This is a genomic window from Paraburkholderia bengalensis (genome assembly GCF_037126505.1).
GTDB lineage: Bacteria > Pseudomonadota > Gammaproteobacteria > Burkholderiales > Burkholderiaceae > Paraburkholderia > Paraburkholderia bengalensis.
The window spans coordinates 19,282-42,642 of record NZ_JACFYJ010000024.1 but is presented as its reverse complement, the minus strand read 5'-3'; the positions used below and the strand labels follow the sequence as shown (position 1 = coordinate 42,642).

Here is a 23,361-nt window from a genome sequence, read left to right as displayed (position 1 = left end):
ACGTCGGGCGCGCATCGCAGTTCGTAATCCGAACGCGACGTATCGCGCTGCACCGACGCTCATGAGCCGGGGCGCCAGGCGCGACGTGATGACGGCGTTCCCCGCTTTTTGCACTTCGACTCGCTGGCCCGGTAAAATGATGGGTTAGTCCACGGAACTTGCCGTGGCGTAGCGGAAGGATTCCCTGAACATGACTGAACTTCGTCTCACCAAGCGGTTTGCAGCATTGCTGATGGCAGGCGGTCTGGTCGCCGGCTGCGGCACGTCGTCGCCGACCAAGATCGACTACAAGAGCGACTCGAAATCGAAGGAAGTGTCACTCGCAGTTCCGCCGAACATGACCGAGGAAACCGCGGACCAACGCTCGCTGCCGCCGCAAAGCGGCCAGACTTCGCTGTCCACGCTGCAGCAGGTGCAGAGCGAGGCGCCGTCCACCGCGTCCGTGGCGCCCGCCGTCACCGGCATGCATATCCAGCGCGACGGTTCGGAAAGCTGGCTGGTGCTCGACAACGAGACGCCCGAACAAGCCTGGCCGCAGATCCGCCGTTTCTGGCAAGAACAGGGCTTTCTGCTCGTCGTCGACCAGCGCGACAAAGGCGTGATGGAGACGGACTGGAACGAAACGCATCCGACCATCAACGACGGCCTGATTCGCAGCACGTTGTCGAAGGCGATGGGCAACTCGTACGTGACGGCGGAACGCAACAAGTACCGTACCCGTCTCGAGGCGGCGCCCAGCGGCGGCACCTATGTGTTCATCAGCCAGAAGGGCCTGCGCGAGGCACTGAGCGGCGTGAACAACGACACGAGCAAATGGGAGCCGAAGCCGAATGATCCCGCGCTCGAAACCGAATATCTGAAGCGGCTGATGGCGTCGCTGGCCAAGAACGATGCGAGCGCGCGCGCGGCTAACGCATCGGGCGGCACGGCGCTCACGCCGGCTGGCGCGCAAACCGCGCCCAATGCAGCGGCAGGCGGCGCGAAGTCGGCGGCGGCTGCAACCGCTGCACAGAACGTCGCGCTGGCCGGGCAGACACCCGTGCGCGACCCGTCGTCGACCGAGACATCGGCGCAGGCATCGTCTACCGAGGTCACGCTTGGCGAGCCGTATGACCGCGCATGGCTGCGCGTCGGCCTTGCGCTCGATCGCAGCAACTTCACCGTCGACGACCGGGACCGCACGCGCGGCCTGTACTTCGTTCGCTACGTCGATCCGAAGGACATGTCGTCAGCGGAGCAGGGCTTCTGGAGCCAGATTTTCCACGGTCGCAAGGAAAAGGTGGCCAAGCAGTATCGCGTGAACGTCCGCGCGGTCACGCCGAATCAGACGCGTGTCGCCGTTGTCGACGACAAGGGTGATGTCGATTCGTCGTCGCAAGCCAAGCAGATCATGTCGCTGATGGTCGATCAGTTGCAGTAAGCGTCGACGCCGCGCTGTGGGGCGCGGCCACATGCACAAAGCCCGCGTGACGTTTGCGTCTGAACTGACCCCGCGAAGTTGGACAGATAAGTTCTAGTGGGAATCTGAGGCCTGAGTCCTGTATTGCACGGGACTCAGGCCTTTCAGTATGAGCCTGAGGCGTTCGTGGTTGTAGTAATGGATATAGTCGTCCACCGCGCTGCGCAACTGCTCCACACACGTGAAGCGTTCCAGCCTGTACAGCTCGGACTTCAGCGTGCCGAAGAAGCTCTCCATCGCGGCATTGTCAAGGCAGTTGCCCTTGCGTGAGACATGCTCTGGATTACTTTGTGCCGCCTCAGTAGCCGGCCGAACGCCGACATCCGGTATTGCCAGCCTTGATCTGAATGCAACAACGGACGCTCCGTGTGGCCGAGTTTGGCCAGAGCCTTTTTCAACATCGCGCTGACCAGTTCGAAGCTCGGTCGTCGATCCGTCTGCCAGGCAACGATCTCACCGTTGTACAGATCCAGCACCGGTGACAGGTACAATTTCTCGCCGCCGACGTTGAATTCGGTTACATCAGTCACCCACTTCTGATTGGGGCTATGGGCCTCGAACTGTCGCTGCAAAAGGTTCGGAGCGGCACGGCCCACTTCACCTCGCCAGGAACGATACTTCTTCTGACGAACCCGGGACTTCGGTTGCAATTGCCCCATGAGCCGCTGCACAGCCTTGTGGTTCACGAGATGACCCGCCTGGCGAATCGCAGCCGTGACGCGGCGATAGCCGTAACGCCCCTTGTGACGCTCGAACACCGCCTGGATCTTTGCCTTGAGATCGGGGTGCCGGTCACCGGCCTGCAACCACTTGAGATGGTAGTAGAACGTGCTTCGGGCCAGCCCGGCAGCCCTGAGCAGCGCGGGCACCGGATGGCACTGCCGTAGCGCCTGCACTATTTGCGTTTTTTCTTTTGCGCTGCCCGCTTCTTCGCCTGCAGCAGCGCATCGAGCTTTTTTAGATACGCCACCTCCGCGCGCAGATACTCGTTCTCCTTGAGCAGTTCCTCGCCGCTACGTTCGTCCGGTATAGATACTTCGTTGAGCTTCGGGGGCAAGGCAGTGGCCATGTTTCGGGAGCGTTCTCGCGGGCGGGCTGACAAAGCGGCTAATCCGCCCTCATCATACTGCCGTCTCCACAGCCCAATGACAGAACGGTTGCGGATGTTGAAGCGCGCCGCCGCCTCCCGATCCGACAAGCCTGCGCGCTCCATCTGCTCCAGCACCGACCGCTTGAACGGCGCAGTGTAGTACTCGTGCTTACGCTGGATACCGGCCGCCCCGAGCGCCCGGTACGCCGCCAACCATTTGCGTAAGGTCGCTTCATCGATTCCATGCCGTCGTGCGACGGCACGCAAAGAATCACCTGTGTCGGATTCAACCTCTGTGATGACCGACAGCTTAAACTGCTCCGTGTACTTCGCCATGAAAAACACCCCAAAGGTTGGATTGGCGTCCAACTTTTGGGGTGCAATTCATCACGCGGGCTTTTTTGCGCGGTCGCGCGGCGCCCTGGGACCGCGTCTACTCGTCCTCAAGTCCGCGTGCCTGCGTTTTGCTGGCAGGACATCGAGCAACGCAATGATGCGCGGAGACAAGCCATGTTCGACGTCATGCCGTACTGGATGTGGGTGGTGAGCCTGATCGCGCTTGCCTTGCTGTGTGGCGCGGTGCTGTCGTCGGACGCGCCGAAGCGTCGCGGGATGCCGCGTATGCAGCGGTTCGCCCATCGCCGGAAGATCCGCTGATAACGTCCGCGCCGGATCGCCAACCGCTCGCTCTGTCCGCACAGTCGGTGGGCAACGTGACGCTACGGTGTAGCTTCCGTTGCTGGTTTCTTCGCGCAAGGCCGTGCTCTGCCGCTTCGCATATGTTTGGCGCCCGAAATCAGGCGCTTGTACGAAGCGTCCCGCGAGGCGTGGCAATAGGCACGCTAGCTGCCCTAACCGGTCGGGAAAATCGACGAAGCCGGCGGTACCGCCTTGCTGCGTCGGGTCCGTAAGCGGAGCCGGGGTGCGAATGAGCAGCGCGACGCAGACGCGAGTCGAACCTGGAGAAGACAGGGAAAACGAATGCGCAGAGAAGCGAATGCACAGAGAAGCGAATGGCTCCATGTCTGGCGGGCGTCCGGGGAGGGTGCCCGTTCTGTTGGCCCCGTCGCGTACCCCTTGTACTGCGGCGGCTTTTCCCGCGCTTCGCGTGTGCAGCGCAGGCTATTTTCGTGCTACCGCCTCCGCCGACCCGACCCGCAAGCCGCGAAGGCAACGGTTCGCGCCACGGAACGGCCCGCAAACCTCAGCAGCGCTCGCTCACGCGCCGTCCGCCGACGCCCGGGATCCGCTTGATGACGCCCGTCGCGAGCGCCGTGCCGACCAGAATGACCGCGCAGCCCTCGATCATGCCCATCGACACGCGTTCGCCGAGAAACAGCGCGCCCCACAGGATGCCGAAGATCGGGATCACGAACGTCACGGTGATCGCGCGCGCCGGCCCCGCGACGGCGATCAGATGGAAGAACAGCATGTACGCGACGCCCGTGCACGCGATGCCGAGCGCGATCACCGCGCCCCACGCCTTGATGGACGGCGCAGCGGCCGGCCACGACGCGATGGCGAGCGGCAGCAGGACGATGGTCGCGCCGATCATCGTGCCTGTCGCGACCGTGAGCGCGTCGACGCCCATCAGATGCTTTTTCGTGTAACTCGCCGCGATGCCATACAGCAGCGTCGCGCCGAGCGCGGCCGCCGCCGCGAGGGCCGTCGTCGCGGGCGAGATGTTGGTGCCGCTCGGCGCGGCAATCTGGTCCCACACCAGCATCAGCACGCCCGCGAAGCCGATCACGAGGCCGATGCTGCGCAGCGTGCTCAGCTTGTCCTTGAGCCACAGGTAGGCAACGAGGCCGCCCCACAGCGGCGTCGTCGCGTTGATCACGGAGGTGACGCCAGCCGACAGCGTGATTTCCGCGTATGCGAACAGGCAGAACGGCGCGGCCGAATTGAGAATGCCGACGATCAGGAGCGGCAGCGCGCGCGTGCGCAACGTCGCCGCCGACTCGCGCAGCGGCCGGCGCGCAACGAGCACCATCACCAGGAACAGCGCGCCGATGCCCACGCGCAGCGCCATCAGCGGCGCGACCCCGAAGTCGCTCACGCCGACGCGGATGAACAGGAACGACGCGCCCCATAGCGCGGCGAGAACGAGAAGCTGGAAGACGTTGACTGGATTCATCGTGAGGGTGTCGCGCGCAGTTGAGTCGCGATGCGTACGCATGCTAACACCCGACTTACGCGCGTCGTTTCACGATGGGATGAAACAGCAAGAATCGGCAAGTCGACGCAGCACGCGAATGGCGGGTGCAGGCCACCCGCCATCGCCGGCGCGCAGATCAATGCGGGCCGGTACGCGTCAATGCGGAATCATCCACGTGAGCACGTTCTGCTGCAGCCACACAAGAATGCCGAGCAGCACGGTCAGCAGGATCGAATGCTTGAAGGTCTTGGCGAACACATAGCCTTCCTTGCCCTTGAGATCGGTGGTGGCGACGCCCGTCGAGATGTTCTGCGGCGAGATCATCTTGCCCATCACGCCGCCCGACGAATTCGTCGCGGCCATCAGCACGGGGTTCAGATTCAACTGATGCGCGGCGACCACCTGGAGATTGCCAAACAGCGCGTTGCCCGATGTATCGCTGCCCGACAGGAACACCGCCACCCAGCCGAGGAACGCCGACACCAGCGGAAAGAACGGTCCCACGGACGCCACGCCCAGACCGAGCGTGTAGTTCATCCCCGAGTAGTTCATCAGGTACGCGAGACCGACGATCGTCGCGACCGTCAGAATGGCGATGCGCGTCTGCACCCACGTATCGGCGATCGCGCGGCCGAAATCGGCCGGCTTCAGGCCGACAACGAACGCCGTGATGATCGACGCAACGAGGATCGCCGTGCCCGTCGCGAGCGGCTGGAAGTCCCAGATGGCGCCGTACGGCGTGTTGTAGAGCGTGATGTAGACGGCTTTGTCGAGCCCCGGCCACGGCACCTTGACGTCGCCGATCAGGAAGATTTTCGCGATCGTCCAGATAATCACGACAGCCGACACGATTAGCCACGGATACCAGCCCTGCGTGCCCGTGACCTTGCCGCGCGTCTCGTTCACGCGGTCGACGTTGATGGCGAACGCGGGATCGGCGGCGGGGCGCCACACGCGCAGAAAGGCGATTGTCAGGATGAGCGAAACCAGCGAAGACAGCACGTCCGTCAGGCTGTAGTTGATGAAGTTCGAGGTGACGTACTGCGTGAGCGCGAAACTGCCGCCCGACACCAGCAGCACGGGCCACACGCGCAGCATGTTGCGAAAGCCCGCGTACACGCCGATCACATAGAAGGGCAGCAGCAGCGCGAAAAACGGCAGCTGGCGGCCGACCATCTTGGCGAGCGCGTCGGTGGGCAGGTGCGTGACGGCGCCGAGCACGGTGATCGGCACGCCCAGCGCCCCGAACGCGACGGGCGCCGTGTTGAAGATCAGCGTGAAGGTCAGCGCTTCGAGCGCCGGAAAGCCGAGCAGGATCAGCAGCGAACTGGTGATGGCGATCGGTGTGCCGAAGCCCGAGATGCCCTCGAACAGCGCGCCGAACGAAAAGCCGATTACCACCAGCACGATGCGCCGGTCGTTCGGCAGGTTGTCGATCATCCACATGCGGAAGGCCGCGAAACGTCCCGAATACTGCGCGATGTTGTACAGCAGAATCGCCGTGACGACGATCCACATCACGGGCCAGCAGGCGAAGACCGCGCCCGCCGCGACGGAATTCAGCGCGAGTCCGACGGGAAACTGCCAGCCGAAGATGGCGATCAGCAGGCCGACTACGAGACCGGCCAGCGACGCCTGCCACGCCGGTCGCCGCGCCCAGCCGAGCAGCACGAGCACCACGATGATAGGCAGCGCGGCCACGATGAACGAGGGCAGCAGGCTGTTGCCGATGGGAGTCAATATCTGATGAAACATCACGTCTCCTTCGTTGTTGTTCGATTCGACGCGAAGACTGCGCCTACGCGGCGAAGCGGCAGGGCTGGACGGATGAAGGCGCGCAACGGATACACAAGCGTCGTGCGACGCGAGCGCGGGAGGCGCGGGATCACGCAATTAAACAGGTGTTGCACTGGCAACCGCCAGCATAGAGCGCTGGAGATTTCCGTCAAGCAGGGAAAACGAAGAAGGCTGTTGCGGGAATAGAGGCGGGGCGTTGTTCGTAGCGCACGCATTTGCGCTTGCTGTAAGTAGAATGTTTGGCGTTCGTAAGCTTCCGCGCGAACGTAGTAACCCGTTGCGCGCATTCATCGACGGCGCGCGCTGCCCATCGAGGCGCCGCCCGCCAGGCGACGCGCCCGCGATTCACTGGGAACTAGTGTGAACGGCCGCCGCCGTGTCCGCCGCCCGATGTCCAGGCGCGACCACCCCCGCCGCCGCCCCAGCCGCCGCCGCCCCATGCGCTGTGACCGCCGCCCGAGTAGCCATAGCCGCCATAGCTGCCGCCGTGACCGCCCCAGCCCGCGTGCGTGCTTCCGCCCCAGGCGCCGTGACCATTGCCCCAGTAGCCGTGACCATTGCCCCAGTAGCCATGACCGTTGCCCCAGCTGCCATGTCCGCCGCCCCAGTATCCGTAATGACCCCAGTGGCCGTAGTAGCCGTAGTGTCCGTAATGCCCGTAATAGCCGTGCCCGCAACAGCCGCCAAAGAACGCGAAGCTGAACGTCACCGACGGCCACCAGAAGCCGGGCCAGCCATACGCGTAGTAAGGATAAGGGTAGGGGTACGGGTACGCGTAGGGACTCCACGCGACGGGGTAGTACGCAGGCGCGCCGTAGGCGGGCGCCGGCTGCGCGGGCGCGAGGTCATAGGCGGGTGGCTGGCCATCGGGCGACGTCCCGTCGGGCATCGTAAACTGTTCCTGCACGGGAGCCTGCGTCCGGTCGCCCGATCCGATGGGCATCTCCTGCTGCGTAGCCGCCGTCGGCACGGCGGGATACCCGGCGTAGTAGCCGTAGTAGCCAGGATAGTAGCCGTAGGGAGAGTAGTAATAGCAACCAGACAGCGCTCCCGACAGCGCCAGCATTGCAACGGCGCTGGCGACGCGCAGCGTTGCATCGAGCGGTTTCATGACGTGCTCCTCTATCGCGCGCCGCCGCATGCGCGTCGCGCATTCACGTTATCTAAAGAGCTTACGTCAGCATTTCGCGGCTCACCTCACAAAGTGGTAACCGCTTATTTCAGGGCGACGTGCTGCAGGACATGTCCGGCGCGTACGTGCGCGCCGGACTCTGCCCATCTCCCTTCGGCTTCCGAAACGTCGGGTCTGCGTCGCCGCTCGCGCGATGTCCGGGTCCGTTTGCCGCATCGCCTCGATGGCGATTTGTCGTATATGTTCTGCGTGATCGACCTGCCGGGCCGACTTGCCGGGCGCAAATCCTGAGGCCGGCTTTGCCAGGCCGTCGGCGTGGTCGGGGTCAGTGCCTGCGGTGCGGGGCGAAACCTCAAGCAGGGCGTGAATGCGCCAACTACTTGCCGACCTGGTTGCCGATCACGCCGCCGACGGCCGCGCCGCCCAGCGTGGACAGCGCATTGCCCCCGATCGCCGCACCCGCCGCGCCGCCGACACCCGCGCCGATTGCCGTATCCCGTTGCCGTGTGGTCATGCCGTCGCAGGCGGCCAGACTTGCCACCACAGCCACCAGCGTCGTCAGCGCACCGATTCGATGGAATGTTTTCATGGTTGCGACTCCCTGTTTTATCGGCGGGATTCGCATGTTGCGCTCCCGCTCAAGGTGATTTCATGGTATCGCCGCGGTCCGTTTCTGTTTGTGTGGGCTTGTCAGTAAAGTGTCGGTTTCGTAATCAAATGTTTCGCGTTTTCGAACGATTGCGACGGCCGTAAAAACAACATGGCCGCACGCGCGATGCGGTAAAACCGCGCGCAAAAAAGCCCGCCTCCACGGGGCGGGCTACTCTGATCGCGACACGCACGAAGCGTCGTGCGCGCCGGACGTCGACCGTCACTGACGCTGATAAATCTCCGCGCCGCTCTTGATGAACTCGACGGCCTTCACTTCCATGCCTTTTTTCAGCGCGTCGGTGTCGCTCATGCCTTCCTTCGCAGCGAAGTCGCGCACGTCCTGCGTGATCTTCATCGAGCAGAAGTGCGGGCCGCACATCGAGCAGAAATGCGCGACCTTCGCCGAATCTTTCGGCAGCGTTTCGTCGTGGAATTCGCGCGCCTTGTCCGGGTCGAGGCCGATATTGAACTGGTCTTCCCAGCGGAACTCGAAGCGCGCCTTGCTCAACGCGTTGTCGCGCACCTGCGCGCCCGGATGGCCCTTCGCGAGATCGGCGGCGTGCGCGGCGAGCTTGTACGTGATGATGCCCGTCTTCACGTCGTCCTTGTTCGGCAGGCCGAGGTGCTCCTTCGGCGTGACGTAGCACAGCATCGCCGTGCCGAACCAGCCGATCATCGCCGCGCCGATGCCCGACGTGATGTGGTCGTAGCCCGGCGCGATGTCCGTGGTCAACGGTCCGAGCGTGTAGAACGGCGCCTCGTCGCACCATTCCAGTTGCAGGTCCATGTTCTCCTTGATGAGCTGCATCGGCACGTGGCCCGGACCTTCGATCATCACCTGCACGTCGTGCTTCCACGCGATCTGCGTGAGTTCGCCGAGCGTCTTCAGCTCGCCGAGCTGCGCTTCGTCGTTGGCGTCGTAGATCGAACCGGGGCGCAGGCCGTCACCGAGCGAGAAGCTCACGTCGTACGCCTTCATGATTTCGCAGATGTCTTCGAAGTGCTCGTACAGGAAGCTTTCCTTGTGATGCGCGAGACACCACTTCGCCATGATCGAGCCGCCGCGCGACACGATGCCCGTCATCCGGTTGGCCGTCAGTGGCACATATTGCAGGCGCACGCCCGCGTGGATCGTGAAGTAGTCGACGCCTTGTTCGGCCTGTTCGATCAGCGTGTCGCGGAAGATTTCCCACGTCAGGTCTTCGGCCTTGCCGTTGACCTTTTCGAGCGCCTGGTAGATCGGCACCGTGCCGATCGGGACGGGTGAATTCCGGATGATCCATTCACGCGTCTCATGGATGTGCTTGCCCGTGGACAGATCCATCACGGTGTCGCCGCCCCAGCGGATCGCCCACGTCATCTTGTCGACTTCCTCGCCGATCGACGACGTCACGGCCGAGTTGCCGATGTTCGCATTCACCTTCACGAGGAAGTTCCGGCCGATGATCATCGGCTCGCTTTCCGGGTGATTGATGTTCGCGGGAATGATCGCGCGGCCGCGCGCGACTTCTTCGCGCACGAACTCGGGCGTGATTTCGTTCAACCCGTTCGGACCGAATGCCGACGCGCCGAATGCCTGGCCCGGATGCTGGCGGCCCATCATCGCGGCGAGCTTCGCGCCCGTCGGGCCGCTCGTCTTCAGGCTTTCCAGATACTCGGCGCGGCGCTGGTTCTCGCGAATCGCGATGTATTCCATTTCCGGCGTGATGATGCCGCGCCTGGCGTAGTGCATCTGCGAGACGTTCTTGCCGGGCTGCGCGCGGCGCGGCGTGCGATGCAGGCCGGGAAAGCGCAGCTGCGCGGTGGCGGGATCGGCGGCGCGCTCGCGGCCGTAGTCGCTGGAGAGCCCCTGCAGCGCCTGCGTGTCGCCGCGCGCTTCGATCCAGCCCTGGCGCAGCGCGGGCAGGCCCGCGCGGATGTCGATCTTGGCGTCGGGATCGGTGTACGGACCCGACGTGTCGTACACGTAGATGGGCGGATTCTTTTCGCCGCCGAAGCCCGTGGGCGTGTCGGACTGCGTGATTTCACGCATCGGCACGCGGATGTCGGGTTGCGAGCCGGTCACGTAGACCTTGCGCGAGTTCGGCAGCGGTGCGACGGCAGCTTCGTCGACGTGCGCGTCCGCGGAAATGAATTTCGGGTTGGCGTTCATGCGTCTCTCCATGCAATTGTGGGGCGTTACAGCTACGCAGGAGAACGAGACGGAGGGGAAGTGGACCGGGTTCGCGCGAGTAAGGTGATGCAGTACGGCAGGTAAAGCGGCGAGCCCGAACGCTTCCCTGCGCTGGCATTATCCAGATCAGGTTCAAAGGGTATTTCTCACCCACGCCGTGCGGTGCCGTATTCGTATCCGGCGACGCACAACGCAGGACCCCCGCGTTAGCAGCGCACACGATACCCTGGCTGGGCCGGGTTTGGCAACTTATCTCGAAACTGACGGAGAGCGCACGGGCGAGACGCGGGCGGGTCGGCGGAAAAGCCGTGTCGCACGAGGCTTTCAGCATCATGACGGTTTTCGGGCACGTGCCGTTGCTGACGCAATCGGTTATCTCATTAATGAGGGGAATGCCTTATTCTCGAGGTAGCCGTGGCGGTGGCGGTGGCGGTGGCCGCGGCGGTGGCGGTGGCGGTGACGGTGACGACGTCGATGTAAGGCGGATTCAAGATCGCTCGCCGCGTGCCGTTACCGATAGCAAAGGCAGTCTGATTATCGGGAAACCTAATCAAAACGATGCATGAGGAAAGAGACATGACGACATCGAAATGGGCACGTGGCGCGGCGGCCGTGCTGGCCGCGACGGCGGGCGCATGCGTGCCGTGCGCGGTGGGCGCGCAAACTCTCGCGTCGGGCGGCACGATCACTTTCGCCGGTGCGATCGTCGCACCGTCGTTTGGATTCGCAGCGACGCCCGTCACGCGCCATTCGCAAGGATTCCGTACGGAGCGATCGATGGACCCGAATGCTTCGGCAATCGATGTGACGTTCACCCCGGCTCCGGACACACCGACGGCGGCGCAAGTGTCGGTGTTCGTGAACACCGAAGGCGGCATCGCCGCGCCGCGCACGCTGACAACGCGCTTCTCCGATAACGCGCGCCATCTGGCGCAGACGGGCGCGGCATTCAGCATGGGACGCGCGGGCGGCACGCTGTCGATCGAAAGCGGCGCGGCGGCCGAGCGCGCGGTGACCGTGATGCTCAGTTACGACTGAGTCTCGACGGTCGGTTGGCGGCTGGATGGCGACCGACGCGCGGTTTATCCACCTTTGTTCAGGCGTGCGGGGACGGGCATCGGTCTATCGCCCGTTTTCGGCTGCCTTGCTACGAAAGTTACGATTCTCTTGCCGAAGCGTTGCCCAGATACTGCATAATGCACGGCGGCGCGGTTTTCGCGTCCGTTGGCTGCCGTTGTTGCGTTCTGCATCACGATAGCCATCAATTCGCGCCACTATCCCAGACGCTTCCCTTGTCGTCCGACGGCTGTTCAACTCCCGTTTTACCGTTCTACTGCCATGCCCGCCCGCTTGACCACCGATGCCGCGTCGCCGATGCGGCGCCAGCCGTTCCGTTTGTGGGTGTTCAGCGGGGCTGCCGGCCCGTCGCCGGCATGGGCGGTCTGACGTGGCGTTCCATCTCCCCGGCCGTTTCCCGTTTCGCCTGCCGCAGTCCCACGGCGGACAGATCGCGCTCGCGCTCGGCGTCGTCTATATCGTATGGGGCTCGACCTATCTGGCCGTGCACGTCGCGCTAGGTTCGTTTCCGCCGCTGCTGATGTCGGGATTGCGCAATTTTTTCGCGGGCGTCGGGCTGTTCATCTTCACGATGCGCCGCAAACCTGTGTGGCCGCCGCTCGTCGAGATCCGCAATGCGGGGCTGGTCGGCACAATGCTCGTCGGTCTGTCGAGCGGGATGCTCGCGTACGGGATGCGCACGGTCGGCACGGGCACGGCGGCCGTGATGGTGGCGACCGTGCCGCTGTTCGCGACCGTCATCGCGGCGATCGCGGGGCGCAAGATCGCAAAGGGCGAGTGGTTCGCCGTCGGGCTGGGGCTGGTCGGCATCGCGATCCTCAGTCACGGCGACCAGACAGCGGGCTCGGCGGGCGGCAGTCTTGCCATTCTGTGCGGCGCGTTGTTCTGGGCGGGCGGCGCGCATCTGGCGTCGCGCCTCACGCTGCCTTCGGACCTGTTCCTGTCGACATCGCTGCAAATCGGCCTGGGCGGCGCGATCTCGACGATGGTCGCGTGGATTTCGGGCGAGCGCATGATGGACGTTCACATCCTGCCCGTCCTCGCGTTTCTGTATCTGATGCTGGTCGGCACGATGGCCGCGTATGTCGCGTATGGCTTCCTGATCCGGCACACCAGCCCGATCATCGCGAGCAGCTGCATGTACGTGAACCCGGTCGTCGCGGTGGCATTGGGCGCTGTGCTGCTCGGCGAACCGGTGACACGCGCGACCGTGATCGCGACCTGCGTGATTCTGGTGAGCGTCGGGCTGTCGTTCTGGTTTGATTACCGGCGGCGCGGCGAGGCCTGATCCGCTTGCGGGCGCGCATGGGGGCGGGGCGGTGATGCAGCGGCTCGTCGCGTTGCGTGTCGGCCGCGCGAAGTAGCGAGCCGCGACGGCAGGGTATCGGCAGCTTCCTTCAATCGTTCCGCAACGGCACGGGATCGGGTATATCTTCTCGGGGCGATCGTCCGCCATCACGCGCCTCGGTTGCGTCCCAACCGCACGTCCGGTCGTCGCCATCGGGCGCATCATCATGCAGCGGTCGTCCGCGATCACGCGCCTCAACCGGGCCTTAACCACACGTCGGTGACCCTCATCGGGCGCGCCATCGTCACGCCGCGCCGCCCAGCAAGCACCGCCAGGCAGCCACTACAACCGCGCCGCCAGTTCCGCGCCCTCGCGTATCGCGCGCTTCGCATCGAGTTCCGTCGCGAGCGACGCCCCGCCGATCACATGAAAGCGCGGCCCGTCGGCGGCGGGCGCAGCGGGGTAGAGGTCGCGCAGCGACTCCTGCCCCGCGCATACGACGATCGTGTCGACATCGAGCCACTGCTCGCTGCCTTCGCGTGCGATCAGCAGGCCGCGCTGCGCGATCTGCCGATACGTGAGCCCGTCGAGCATCGCCACGCCGTTGCGCGCGAGCGCCGCGCGATGCACCCAGCCCGAGGTCTTGCCGAGGCTCGCGCCGAGCTTGCCGGTCTTGCGCTGCAGCAGCCAGATCTCGCGCACGGGAACGCACGGGCGCGGCGTCTTCAGGCCGCCGCGCCCGCTGACGGACAGATCGACGCCCCATTCGTCCGCCCATGCGTCGCGCGACAGCGGTAGCGGCTCGTCCGCGCGATGCAGCAGGAACTCGCACACGTCGAACCCGATGCCGCCCGCGCCGATCACCGCAACGCGCCGCCCGACGGGCACGCCGTGCAGCACGTCGACATACGACAGCACGTTGGGTCCGTCGATGCCCGCAATCGCGGGACGGCGCGGCACGATGCCCGTCGCGACGATCACGTCGTCGAGCGCGAGGCGGCGATGAGCGCGGGATCGACGCGCGTCGACAGACGCACGTCGACGCCATGCCGCGCGAGCTGGCTGCCGAAATAGCGGATCGTCTCGCTGAACTCTTCCTTGCCGGGAATGCGCATCGCCAGATTGAACTGACCGCCGATGGTTGCGGCCGCATCGAACAGCGTCACGCGATGCCCGCGCGCAGCCGCCACACTCGCCGCCGACAGTCCCGCCGGCCCGGCGCCGATCACGGCCACGGCGCGCGGCTTCTGATGCGCGGCGAGCGGCCGGTAGACGAGTTCCGTCTCGCGGCCCGCGCGCGGATTGACGAGGCATGTGGCGCGCTGGTTCTGAAACGTGTGGTCGAGGCACGCCTGATTGCACGCGATGCACGTGTTGATCTCATGGGCGCGTCCTTCGGCTGCCTTCATGACGAAGTCGGGATCGGCGAGCAGCGGCCGCGCCATCGACACCAGATCGGCCACGCCGTCAGCCAGCAGCGCTTCGGCGACCTCGGGCGTGTTGATGCGGTTCGACACGATCACGGGCACGCCGACGGCCGCTTTCAGACGCGCCGTCAACGGCGCGAACGCGGCGCGCGGCACCGACGTGACGATGGTCGGCACCCGCGCCTCGTGCCAGCCGATGCCCGTGTTGAACATCGTCACGCCCGCCGCTTCGAGTGCTTTCGCGATCTGCTCGGTTTCATCCCACGTGTTGCCGCCTTCGACGAGATCGATCAGCGACATCCGGTACACGACGATGAACCGCTCGCCGCACGCGGCGCGCACGCCCTCGACGATCTCGCGCGCGAGCCGCATCCGGTTTGCGAGGCTGCCGCCGTACGCGTCGTCGCGTCGGTTGGTGCGCGGACACAGGAACTGGTTCAGCAGATAGCCTTCGCTGCCCATGATCTCGACGCCGTCATAACCGGCGCGTTGCGCAAGCCGCGCGCAGCGCGCGTACGCGCGCACGGTCTTCGCGATGCCGGCGAGCGTCAGCGCGCGCGGCTTGAACATCGAAATGGGGGACTTCAGCGCGGACGCCGACACGACGAGCGGCTGATAGCCATAGCGTCCCGCATGCAGGATCTGCAGCGCGATCTTGCCGCCTTCGTCGTGCACGGCCTGAGTGAGCTTGCGGTGATTGTGCAGATCGAACACCGAGTTCAGCGTGCCGCCGAACGGTAGCAGCCAGCCTTCGCGATTGGGGGAAATACCGCCCGTGATGATGAGACCCGCGCCGCCTTTCGCGCGCTCGCGGAAGTACGCGGCGAGCTTCGGATAGTTCCAGAAGCGGTCTTCCATGCCCGTATGCATCGAGCCCATCACGACGCGATTGCGCAAGCGCGTATAGCCGAGGTCGAGTTCGGACAAGAGCCGCGGGTAAGACATGCAAGCCACCATGTAAAGTTGGGACGCGCTCGAACGATACACGCGCGCACCCGCAAAACCGCCGAAGAAAAATTCTAATCGCCTTTCAATTCCTTTATGTCCGGCGCCGGATTGTTCGCGAATCATCAGAAGTAAGCGCGATGGCACGACGATTGCTGACCGCAGTCGTCCAATCGACGTGTGCAAGCCGCCGTTTTAGCGTGCTCGCCGACATCGCGGACAAAAAAGGCGCGTCGCCAGCGACGCCTCCGCGCGTCCATCCGGCGCACAACGACACCACTAACGTCAACGCCGGACAGATGCACGGATGCGGGCGGCGCGTCGCAGATCAACGGGCTCGAGCCCAATCAGGGAGAGGTGGCAAATGAAGGTTATCCGGACCATGGCGGCGCTGATAGGCGTCGTCGCGCTCGTGTCGGCGTGCGGCGGAAGCTCGAACGACGTGGGCAAAGAACTCGGGTTGCAGAACCCGTTGATCCACTTCGTGCATGCGATTCCGAGCGGCCCGACCGTCGACTTTCTCGTCAACGGCGCGGCGCTGCAGAAGAACATCGCATACAAGAACGTGACGAACTTTGCGAACATCAACACTGGGCAGACGTCGGTCGGGTACGCGCCGGCGGGGACCACGGCGGCGCTTGCGAGCGGTGCGTTCTCCGACGTCGCCAAGGGCCACGAGTACACGGTGATCGCCGTGCCGGGCGCGTCGGGGCCGGACATCGGGCTGATCGATGATCCGTTCGACAAGGGGCTGTTGTCGGGCAGTGCGCGCGTGCGCGGGTTCAATGCCTCGGTGAACGCCAGCAACCTCGACCTGTATCTGGTGCCCGCGAACAACACGAACATCGCGAGCATCAGCCCGACGATGGCGGGCGTGTCGTTCAAGAACGCGGTGCCCGCGAGCGGTCAGGACTCGATCTATGTGTCGGGCGGCACGTATGTCCTGATCGCGACGGCGGCGGGAAGCAAGACACCGATCTTCCAGTCGAACTCGTTCGCTCTCGCGAACAACGCCGACTGGCTCGTGACATCGGTACCGATCGGCGGCGCGTTGAGCCAGCTGTTGCCCGGCCAGATTCACTTGCTGGTCGCGCAGGGCGGCAACACCTCGCAGCCGGCGCTCGAGCTGACCAACACGTTGAACGGCCAATAAGAAAAAACGCGAGAAAAACGCCACGCAGCATCAGGGGGATGGCACGGCGGCTCGCTCACGTGAGCCGCCGTTCTGTTGTTTGCGCGCGATGTATCTGTCGCGTGTTTGCGTCCGCGAGCGGCGTGACGAAAAAAAATGCCGCCGCGTGAGACGCGGCGGCGACATGTGGAATTCGAATCAGCCTGTTGAGCAGTATGAAAGCAGCGTTATGAACGCGGCTGTACGAAGGCGAAATCAGTCCGAATGCTTCTCGGCCGAATTGGTGATCGCGTTGCCGCCCTTCGATATGTCCTGGCCCGCGCCCGCCATGGTGTTGCAGGCGGCCAGCAGCGTCGTGCCGGCGAGCAGCAAGAGTGCGATGAATCGTGTCATGAGTCTCTCCCTAGCAGGTTGTTCGATGAATGCATCCGGTCGATGCGCGCGCAGGTCGTTCAGGTCATGCATTGGCGCGTGTTTGTTGGCTACTCCGGCGCGCGCGTCCTGGTCGTCCGACCGGGGCATCGCGCCAGCCGATCCGGTCTGATTCCATGGTAAGAGAGGCATTGCCGCGACGCTGTCAGAGACGCGACGATTTTCTTGTCGGCGCAATCCTACGCGGCAACCCGTGTCGCAAGCATCACGAAATATCGACTCAATATCGAGTCAGCCGCGCACGATGGGCGCGGGCCCTGCATGCGGGTCAGTGTCGAGGGCTTTATCGGGGGATTTTTCGGGGGCTTCATTGCGCACTTCATTGGGCGCTTTAAGGCCGGGCTCATCGAGCGTCGATTTGACGTGTGCAGAAGCGTCCGGCGCGTCCGGCGCGTTGGCCACGGGCAGCACGACACGGATATCGGTGCCGCGCAGGTTGCCGCGACGGATCTCGAAGCGGCCGCCGCGGGCGGCCACGCGCTGTCGCATGCCCATCAGCCCATGCGTATGCGTGCGCGTCAGGTCGGCGGGCATGATGCCGATGCCGTTGTCGGCGATGTGCAGCGACACCTCGCCGTCGCCCTTGGCAAGGCCGATGGTGATCTGCGTTGCGCGCGCGTACTTTGCCGCGTTGGTGAGCGATTCCTGCGCGACGCGAAAGAGCGCGATTTCCGTGTGCTCGTCGAGCTGGATGTCGTCGGCGGGCAGTTGCAGGTCGAGCGTCCAGCCGTTGCGCTGCGCCGCTTCGTCGCCGAGCGTGCGCAGCGCCGTGACGAGACCGAAATTCGCGAGCACCGTTGGCCGCATGTCTTCGATGATGCGGCGCTTGAGGGCAATGCCCTGATCGAGCGTGGCGAGCGCACGCGTGAGCTTGTCGGCGACGGCGGGGTCGGTGTCCTGCAGCTTGCGCCGCGCCCACGCGACATCCATCTTGCTCGCCGTGAGAATCGCGCCGAGTTCGTCGTGCAACTCGCGCGCGAGCTGCGTCTTTTCGTTTTCGCTGACCGCCTGCAGGTGCCAGCCGAGCGCTTCCAGTTGCCGCGTGCGCTCGTTGACGAGCTGATCGAGTTCTTCCTGTTGCGTGATCAACTGCTTCTGCGCGCGCGCCTGGCTGTCGAGCTGAATGCCGAGATTGCGGAACAGCAGAATGAACAGCACGATGTTGAGAGCCGACAGACCCGCTGCCACCAGCGTCGACACGCGCTGGTCGGCGCGGCTCGCGTCGAGTGCGCGCTGCGCGCGGCGCTCCTCGTTGTCGCGCAGCAGCACACGCTCTTCGTCGTCGAGCGCGCGTTGGCTGCGCTCGCATCGCTTGCGCCGGGATGTCCCGCTGCGGCCGGTGCGCCGCACGCCGCGAGCGCCGCCGCATTGCCGGTTGGATCGGGCGATGCCTGCTGCAACGTCTGCACGCCGTTGCCGATGCGCGCATCGATCAGCGCGGCAATCTGCGTGAAGCTGGCCAGTTCCGCGCCGTCGGCGGCGCGCCCGAAATACGCATCGAGCGAACGGAGGGCGCGGCGAATAGCGGCGGCGCTCGTGCAGAACTCGCGCGCATCGGCGCGATTCCTGGTCAGAAGAAAGCGGCTTTCGTGCGCTTGCAGTTGTGCGAGCTGCGCGCCGAGATCGCCCAGCTGCGCGCTCACGCCACGCGCTTCGAGGGCCGCTTCGTATTCCGACGCGATGCGTTGCCGCGCTGATTCCAGAATGACGAGACCGCCGCAGGTGATGACGATCGCCACTGTCATCGCGATCGCCCAGCTGCGCTCGTGCATCCAGCCTGTCAGCGTTGTCGTGAGTCGTGTTGCGGCTGCGCCTGACACGGCAGTCTCCATGCGATGAACTCATCGACAGTGTAGCGTCGCGGGGCGCCTTTGCGTTCAGCCATCCCCGCCGACGGGCCGCCGAAAGCCGCTGTCGGCGGATTCCCACAGAAAAAACAGCGCGCGCCGGAATGCGGGTACGCAAACTGCTCCGTACGATGGGTGTTCACGATCCATCAGGGAGGTTGCCATCATGCTCAAGTGGGCGTTGTTCTTCGCCGTGATTGCCGTCATTGCAGGGCTGCTCGGCTTCACGGGCATTGCAGCAGGCGCGGCGGCGATCGCGAAGTTCCTGTTCGTGGTGTTCCTGATCCTGTGCGTGGTGTTCCTCGTGCTCGGCTTCGTCGTGACGAAGAAGATCGTCGATTAGCGGAGCGCGAAGGCAATCTATCCGCCACGGATCAACGGACCCGCGATGACACATCGCTCAAACAGGAAGGAGCGTCCGCATGCTGCATTACGCACTCGTTTTCTTCGTGATCGCGATCATCGCCGCTGTGTTCGGCTTTACCGGCATCGCGGCCGGCGCGGCCGAAATCGCGAAGATTCTGTTCTACATCTTTCTGGTCGTGTTCGTCGTCACGCTGCTGTTGGGCGTGTTCCGAACCTAGCGAAAGCATTACACCCCAACGCGCGCGCGGCGGATCGCGCATTGGAGACGACGGCGCGCACGCGTTTTCCACCACACCGGATCAAGGAGTCAGTCAATGTCGAAGTCATCTCAAGGCGAGTTCGTGATGGACGTCGAACGGATTCGCGCGCAGGCGCGCAAGGATATGGATGAAGGCCCCGTCACGCAGACCTACGGCGCGAATCGCGACACCGTGCTCAAACTGCTGAACGGGGCGCTCGCGACGGAACTGGTCTGCACGTTGCGCTACAAGCGTCATTACTTCATGGCGAAGGGCATCAATTCGGAAGCCGTTGCGCAGGAGTTTCTCGAGCACGCGAACGAAGAGCAGGAGCACGCCGACACGCTTGCCGCGCGCATCGTGCAGCTCGGCGGCGAGCCGGATTTCGCGCCCGACAGCCTGACGGCGCGTTCGCACTCCGAGTACAGGGAGGGCGAAAACCTCACCGACATGATCCGCGAAAACCTCGTTGCCGAGCGCATCGCGATCGATACGTATCGCGAGATCATCCGTTATCTCGGCGATGGCGATGTCACGACGCGCCGCATCTTCGAAGAGATTCTCGCCGTCGAGGAAGAGCACGCGGACGATATGGCCGATCTGCTGGCGGGCCGGGAATAAGCCGTTCATAGCGGCTGCCTGCAGCCGTTGCGCCGGGCGGCACGCGCTTGCGCACCGCTTGCCTGCTGCGGGCAGCCTGGATGGTCATACCATGTCGAACATTGCGATGATCCGGGTATTGATTGCGGACGATCACGCCATCGTCAGAGGCGGATTCAGGCAGTTCGTCGCCGACGAGCCGGACATGTGTGTCGCGGCGGAAGCGTCGACGGGCGACGAAACGATCCGGCTCGTGCGCGAGCAGCCGGACGGCGAGCCGTTCGACGTCGTTCTGCTCGACATCGCGATGCCCGACAAGAACGGCATCGACACGTTGCGCGTGATCCGGCAAATGCGGCCCGAGCAAAACGTGCTGATCCTCTCCGGCTATCCGGAGAGCCAGTACGCCATCAATCTGCTGCGCGCCGGGGCGAACGGCTACCTGAACAAGGACTGCGAGCCCGACGAGATCGTTCGCGCGATCCGCTCCGTGGCGCGCGGCCATCGCTATCTGTCCGAGGCCGTCGCCGACACGCTCGCGAACAGCCTCGACAAACCGTCGGCCGCGCATCCGCACGAACAGTTGTCCGAGCGCGAATTCCAGATCTTCTGCAAGCTCGCGTCCGGGCAGATTCCCACCGATATCGCCGACGAACTGCATCTGTCCGTGAAGACGGTGAGTACGTATCGCGCGCGCGTGCTCGAAAAAATGCGTATGACGAACAACGCGGACATGACGTACTACGCGATCAAGAATGGCCTGATCGATTGACGGCACGCGAGCATGGAACGCCACCGATGAACGCCGATTCCGCCACCGCACACCACACATCCGGCCACGCGCCGCTGCGTGTGCTGCTGATCGAGGATTCGCCGCTGATCCGGCGCAGCATCGTCGAGGCGATCGACGCGTCGGGCGCGATGCAGGTGGCCGCGCAGGCCGAATCCGCCGACGAGGCTATCGCGCTGCTGGACGGCGAGGCGTTCGACGCCGTGATCGTGGATCTGCAGCTCAAAGGCGGATCGAGCGTGCCCGTGCTCGCGTACATGCAAAAGGAAGGGCTGATCGACTCGACGTTTGCCGCCGTGCTCACCAATCACGCGTTGCCCGCGTATCGCGAGCGCTGCCTGCAGTACGGCGTGCGGCACTTCTACGACAAGTCGTTCGAGTTCGATCGCGTGATCGACGCGCTGCACGAATACGCGCAGGCGCGTCTGGAAGAGCGTTGACGCGCGCCGTTCAGTCGGCGGCGGCCGCAAGCGGTTCGGGCTGGCCGCGCAGGTGATTGAGCCCCGCGAGCACGACGAACAGCAGACCGGCGATGCTCACGCCGACCCAGCCGAACAGCGGCCACACGAACGCACCGACGGCCGACCCCACCGCGCCGCCGATGAAATAGCACACCATGTACACCGTGTTGACGCGGCTGCGCGCCTCGGGGTTGAGCGCGTAGATGCGCGACTGGTTCGAGATCTGCGCGGCCTGCACGCCGACATCGAGCACGATCACGCCGATCACCAGCCCGATGACGCTCGCTCCCGACAGCGCGAAGATGACGAACGAGATGGCCGCGAGCACGATCGACAGCGAGACGATCGCGCGCGGCCCACGCCGGTCGGCGAATTTGCCCGCGAGGGGCGCGGCCATCGCGCCGCCGGCGCCGACGATGCCGAACAGCCCGGCCGCCTGCGGCCCATAGTGAAACGGCGGGCCGGCGAGCAGCAGTGCGAGCGTCGACCAGAACAGGCTGAATGCCGCGAACAGCAAGGCGCCCGTCATCGATGCTTCGCGCAGCCCGCGCAGTTCGACGGCGAGATGCCACATCGACGCGATCAGCTTGCCGTAGGCGAGCGTCGAAGTCGGCTGGCTTTTGGGCAGCTTCGACAGGATGACGGCGGCGAGGCCGATCAGCGCGACGATCGACGCGCCGAACACGGCGCGCCAGCCGAAGTACTGGCCGACGAAACCCGCCGCCGTGCGCGCGAGCAGGATGCCGAGCAACAGGCCGCTCATCACGGTGCCGACCGCGTGCCCGCGCTGCGAAGGCGGCGCGAGCTCGGCGGAGAAGGGCACGGCTTGCTGCGCGATGGTCGACAGCACGCCGATCGCGAGGCTCGCGAACACGAGCACGATCAGGTTGGGCGCGGCGGCCGCGAACAGCAGGGCGACGCACAGACCGGCGATCTGCAGCAGGATCAGCCGGCGCCGGTCGAAGCGGTCGCCGAGCGGCGCGAGCAGCAGCATGCCCGCCGCGTAGCCGAGCTGCGTGGCCGAAGGCACCACGCCGATCCATGCGGCGCTGTGCGGAAACGACTGGCGGAAGTCGTCGAGCAGCGGCTGGTTGTAGTAGATGTTCGCGACGGATACGCCCGCGATGGTCGCGAGCAACAGCAGCAGGCCGCGTAGCGAGCGGTCGGACGCGGCGGTATCGGCAGTGGGTGTGGACATGATGCGGCGGCCGGCGCGGCGCCAGCGGGAGAGGATCGAGCGTGCCGATCATACCGGAGCGGGGCGCTTTTTGCTGGCGTCCGCCGCGCGCATCCGCGTTCCGTCTGCGCTTCATTCGCGCGTCGTTCGCGTTTTCGTCCGCGTGTTGTCCGCGTGTTGTCCGGTTCGATGCGGCACGCCCGCCGCCGTGAGTCGATCAGTCGGTCGATCAGTCGGTCGATCCGTCAGCCGATCCGTCAGCCGATCAATGTGCCTTCGGGCTCATAGAACGGATAGGGGCCGTCCGCCGCATCGACATAGGCATGATGCGTGACGACGCCATTCGCGCTGTCATAACGATGCAGCGCGAACGCGGGCGGCTCCATCATGAAGGCCGACGGGGCGTCATCGCGCAGATCGAGCGCGACCTGATGCGCGGGCGCGGGCACGGCCGAAGCGATCGTGCCGCCAAAACGCACGAACATCGGGCGATGCACATGGCCGCACATCACGCGCTCGACGTTCGGATAGCGCGCGACGAGCGCTTTCAGCCTGTCGGCCGACGCGGGTTCGAGGCGCAGGGCGTCCATGTGTCCGATGCCGGAGGCGAACGGCGGATGATGCAGCGCGACGATGGCTGGCTTGCCGCCTGCCGCTTCGAGTTGCGTTTCGAGCCATGCGAGACGCGCATCGCAGAGCAGGCCGGCGCTTTGACCGGGCACCATCGAGTCGAGCGCGATCAGGCGCAGTTCACCGATGTCGCGCGCGTACTGCACGAACTCGCCGCCCGCATGCAGTTCTTCGCGATCATTGAATGCGGCGCGCAAGGCCGCGCGGTCGTCGTGATTGCCGACCAGCAGGTAGTAGGGCATGGCGAGCGGCGCGAGCAGCGCCTTCAGATGCGCATATTGCTCGGGCTCGCCCTGATCGACGAGATCGCCCGTCACGATGACCGCGTCGGGGCGTGGATCGAGCGCGTTCAGACGCTCGACGCAGCGCGCGAGATACGCCGCCGTGTCGACGCGTTTGTAGGCCAGTGCGCCTGGCCGTTTGATGTGGAGATCGCTGATCTGGGCTATTAGCATGTCGTCATCCTGTTTCAATGTGTCCGCGTCGTCCG

The 23,361-nt window shown here is 64.8% G+C and carries 18 protein-coding genes, 3 pseudogenes and 1 riboswitch; of the genes and pseudogenes, 10 read left to right on the top strand and 11 right to left on the bottom strand.

Annotated elements, in window-relative coordinates; all coding sequences use genetic code 11:
• The first annotated feature begins 190 nt into the window (after positions 1–190).
• Positions 191–1,420, top strand: coding sequence for an outer membrane protein assembly factor BamC (gene bamC / locus H3V53_RS16540; RefSeq protein ID WP_336598849.1), 1,230 nt, complete (start codon positions 191–193; stop codon positions 1,418–1,420).
• A gap of 93 nt (positions 1,421–1,513) precedes the next feature.
• Here the strand turns inward: bamC and H3V53_RS16535 are convergent.
• Positions 1,514–2,885: pseudogene (locus tag H3V53_RS16535) on the bottom strand (IS3 family transposase).
• A gap of 174 nt (positions 2,886–3,059) precedes the next feature.
• On the opposite strand from H3V53_RS16535, the gene H3V53_RS16530 reads away from it, so the two are divergent.
• The gene (locus H3V53_RS16530) at positions 3,060–3,206 is read left to right on the top strand and encodes a hypothetical protein (protein WP_336598848.1); all 147 of its coding nucleotides are present in this window, start codon (positions 3,060–3,062) and stop codon (positions 3,204–3,206) included.
• A gap of 547 nt (positions 3,207–3,753) precedes the next feature.
• On the opposite strand, the gene H3V53_RS16525 is transcribed toward H3V53_RS16530, so the two are convergent.
• The 5 genes from H3V53_RS16525 to thiC all read right to left on the bottom strand — a co-directional run bounded on the left by H3V53_RS16525 (position 3,754) and on the right by thiC (position 10,439).
• Complete coding sequence (locus H3V53_RS16525) at positions 3,754–4,728, bottom strand: DMT family transporter (protein WP_336598847.1); 975 nt, start codon at positions 4,726–4,728, stop codon at positions 3,754–3,756.
• Between the two features lie 135 nt (positions 4,729–4,863).
• Positions 4,864–6,462 carry a lactate permease LctP family transporter gene (locus tag H3V53_RS16520; RefSeq protein WP_054924854.1) on the bottom strand — a complete coding sequence of 533 codons (1,599 nt, stop codon included), beginning with the start codon at positions 6,460–6,462 and terminating at the stop codon, positions 4,864–4,866.
• A 397-nt stretch (positions 6,463–6,859) separates the two neighbouring features.
• Positions 6,860–7,615, bottom strand: coding sequence for a hypothetical protein (locus H3V53_RS16515; protein ID WP_336598846.1), 756 nt, complete (start codon positions 7,613–7,615; stop codon positions 6,860–6,862).
• Between the two features lie 397 nt (positions 7,616–8,012).
• Positions 8,013–8,225, bottom strand: a complete 213-nt coding sequence (locus H3V53_RS16510; protein ID WP_054924852.1) for a glycine zipper 2TM domain-containing protein — start codon at positions 8,223–8,225, stop codon at positions 8,013–8,015.
• A 282-nt stretch (positions 8,226–8,507) separates the two neighbouring features.
• Entirely contained in the window at positions 8,508–10,439 is a 1,932-nt protein-coding gene (thiC, locus tag H3V53_RS16505) for a phosphomethylpyrimidine synthase ThiC (protein ID WP_336598845.1), read from the bottom strand.
• 106 nt (positions 10,440–10,545) lie between these two features.
• Positions 10,546–10,673, bottom strand: a riboswitch (TPP riboswitch).
• Positions 10,674–11,036: 363 nt separating this feature from the next.
• Here thiC and H3V53_RS16500 point away from each other — a divergent pair.
• A complete protein-coding gene (locus tag H3V53_RS16500; protein WP_336598844.1) occupies positions 11,037–11,498 on the top strand; it encodes a hypothetical protein in 462 nt (153 codons plus the stop codon).
• A gap of 409 nt (positions 11,499–11,907) precedes the next feature.
• A complete protein-coding gene (locus H3V53_RS16495; protein WP_336598843.1) occupies positions 11,908–12,825 on the top strand; it encodes an EamA family transporter in 918 nt (305 codons plus the stop codon).
• A 342-nt stretch (positions 12,826–13,167) separates the two neighbouring features.
• Here the strand turns inward: H3V53_RS16495 and H3V53_RS16490 are convergent.
• Positions 13,168–15,197, bottom strand: a pseudogene (locus H3V53_RS16490) (2,4-dienoyl-CoA reductase FMN-binding domain-containing protein).
• A 364-nt stretch (positions 15,198–15,561) separates the two neighbouring features.
• Between H3V53_RS16490 and H3V53_RS16485 the strand changes: the two are divergent.
• A complete protein-coding gene (locus tag H3V53_RS16485) occupies positions 15,562–16,350 on the top strand; it encodes a DUF4397 domain-containing protein (protein ID WP_336598842.1) in 789 nt (262 codons plus the stop codon).
• A 234-nt stretch (positions 16,351–16,584) separates the two neighbouring features.
• Here H3V53_RS16485 and H3V53_RS16480 read toward each other — a convergent pair whose 3' ends face one another.
• Together H3V53_RS16480 and H3V53_RS16475 are read right to left on the bottom strand one after the other, a co-directional pair.
• Complete coding sequence (locus tag H3V53_RS16480) at positions 16,585–16,722, bottom strand: entericidin A/B family lipoprotein (protein WP_054924844.1); 138 nt, start codon at positions 16,720–16,722, stop codon at positions 16,585–16,587.
• Positions 16,723–17,139: 417 nt separating this feature from the next.
• Positions 17,140–18,593 (bottom strand): annotated as a pseudogene (locus H3V53_RS16475) (sensor histidine kinase); the annotation flags it as partial.
• Between the two features lie 181 nt (positions 18,594–18,774).
• Between H3V53_RS16475 and H3V53_RS16470 the strand changes: the two are divergent.
• The 5 genes from H3V53_RS16470 to H3V53_RS16450 all read left to right on the top strand — a co-directional run bounded on the left by H3V53_RS16470 (position 18,775) and on the right by H3V53_RS16450 (position 21,043).
• On the top strand, positions 18,775–18,951 hold the full coding sequence (locus tag H3V53_RS16470; protein WP_082427194.1) for a DUF1328 domain-containing protein: 177 nt from the start codon (positions 18,775–18,777) through the stop codon (positions 18,949–18,951).
• 79 nt (positions 18,952–19,030) lie between these two features.
• Positions 19,031–19,192, top strand: a complete 162-nt coding sequence (locus H3V53_RS16465) for a DUF1328 domain-containing protein (protein ID WP_012400904.1) — start codon at positions 19,031–19,033, stop codon at positions 19,190–19,192.
• Between the two features lie 96 nt (positions 19,193–19,288).
• On the top strand, positions 19,289–19,834 hold the full coding sequence (locus H3V53_RS16460) for a ferritin-like domain-containing protein (protein WP_336598841.1): 546 nt from the start codon (positions 19,289–19,291) through the stop codon (positions 19,832–19,834).
• 106 nt (positions 19,835–19,940) lie between these two features.
• Entirely contained in the window at positions 19,941–20,585 is a 645-nt protein-coding gene (locus H3V53_RS16455; RefSeq protein ID WP_336598909.1) for a response regulator transcription factor, read from the top strand.
• Between the two features lie 26 nt (positions 20,586–20,611).
• Complete coding sequence (locus tag H3V53_RS16450; RefSeq protein ID WP_054924842.1) at positions 20,612–21,043, top strand: response regulator; 432 nt, start codon at positions 20,612–20,614, stop codon at positions 21,041–21,043.
• 10 nt (positions 21,044–21,053) lie between these two features.
• Here the strand turns inward: H3V53_RS16450 and H3V53_RS16445 are convergent, their stop codons facing one another.
• The gene (locus H3V53_RS16445) at positions 21,054–22,262 is read right to left on the bottom strand and encodes an MFS transporter (RefSeq protein ID WP_336598840.1); all 1,209 of its coding nucleotides are present in this window, start codon (positions 22,260–22,262) and stop codon (positions 21,054–21,056) included.
• Between the two features lie 236 nt (positions 22,263–22,498).
• A complete protein-coding gene (locus H3V53_RS16440) occupies positions 22,499–23,326 on the bottom strand; it encodes a phosphodiesterase (protein WP_336598839.1) in 828 nt (275 codons plus the stop codon).
• Positions 23,327–23,361 lie beyond the last annotated feature (35 nt).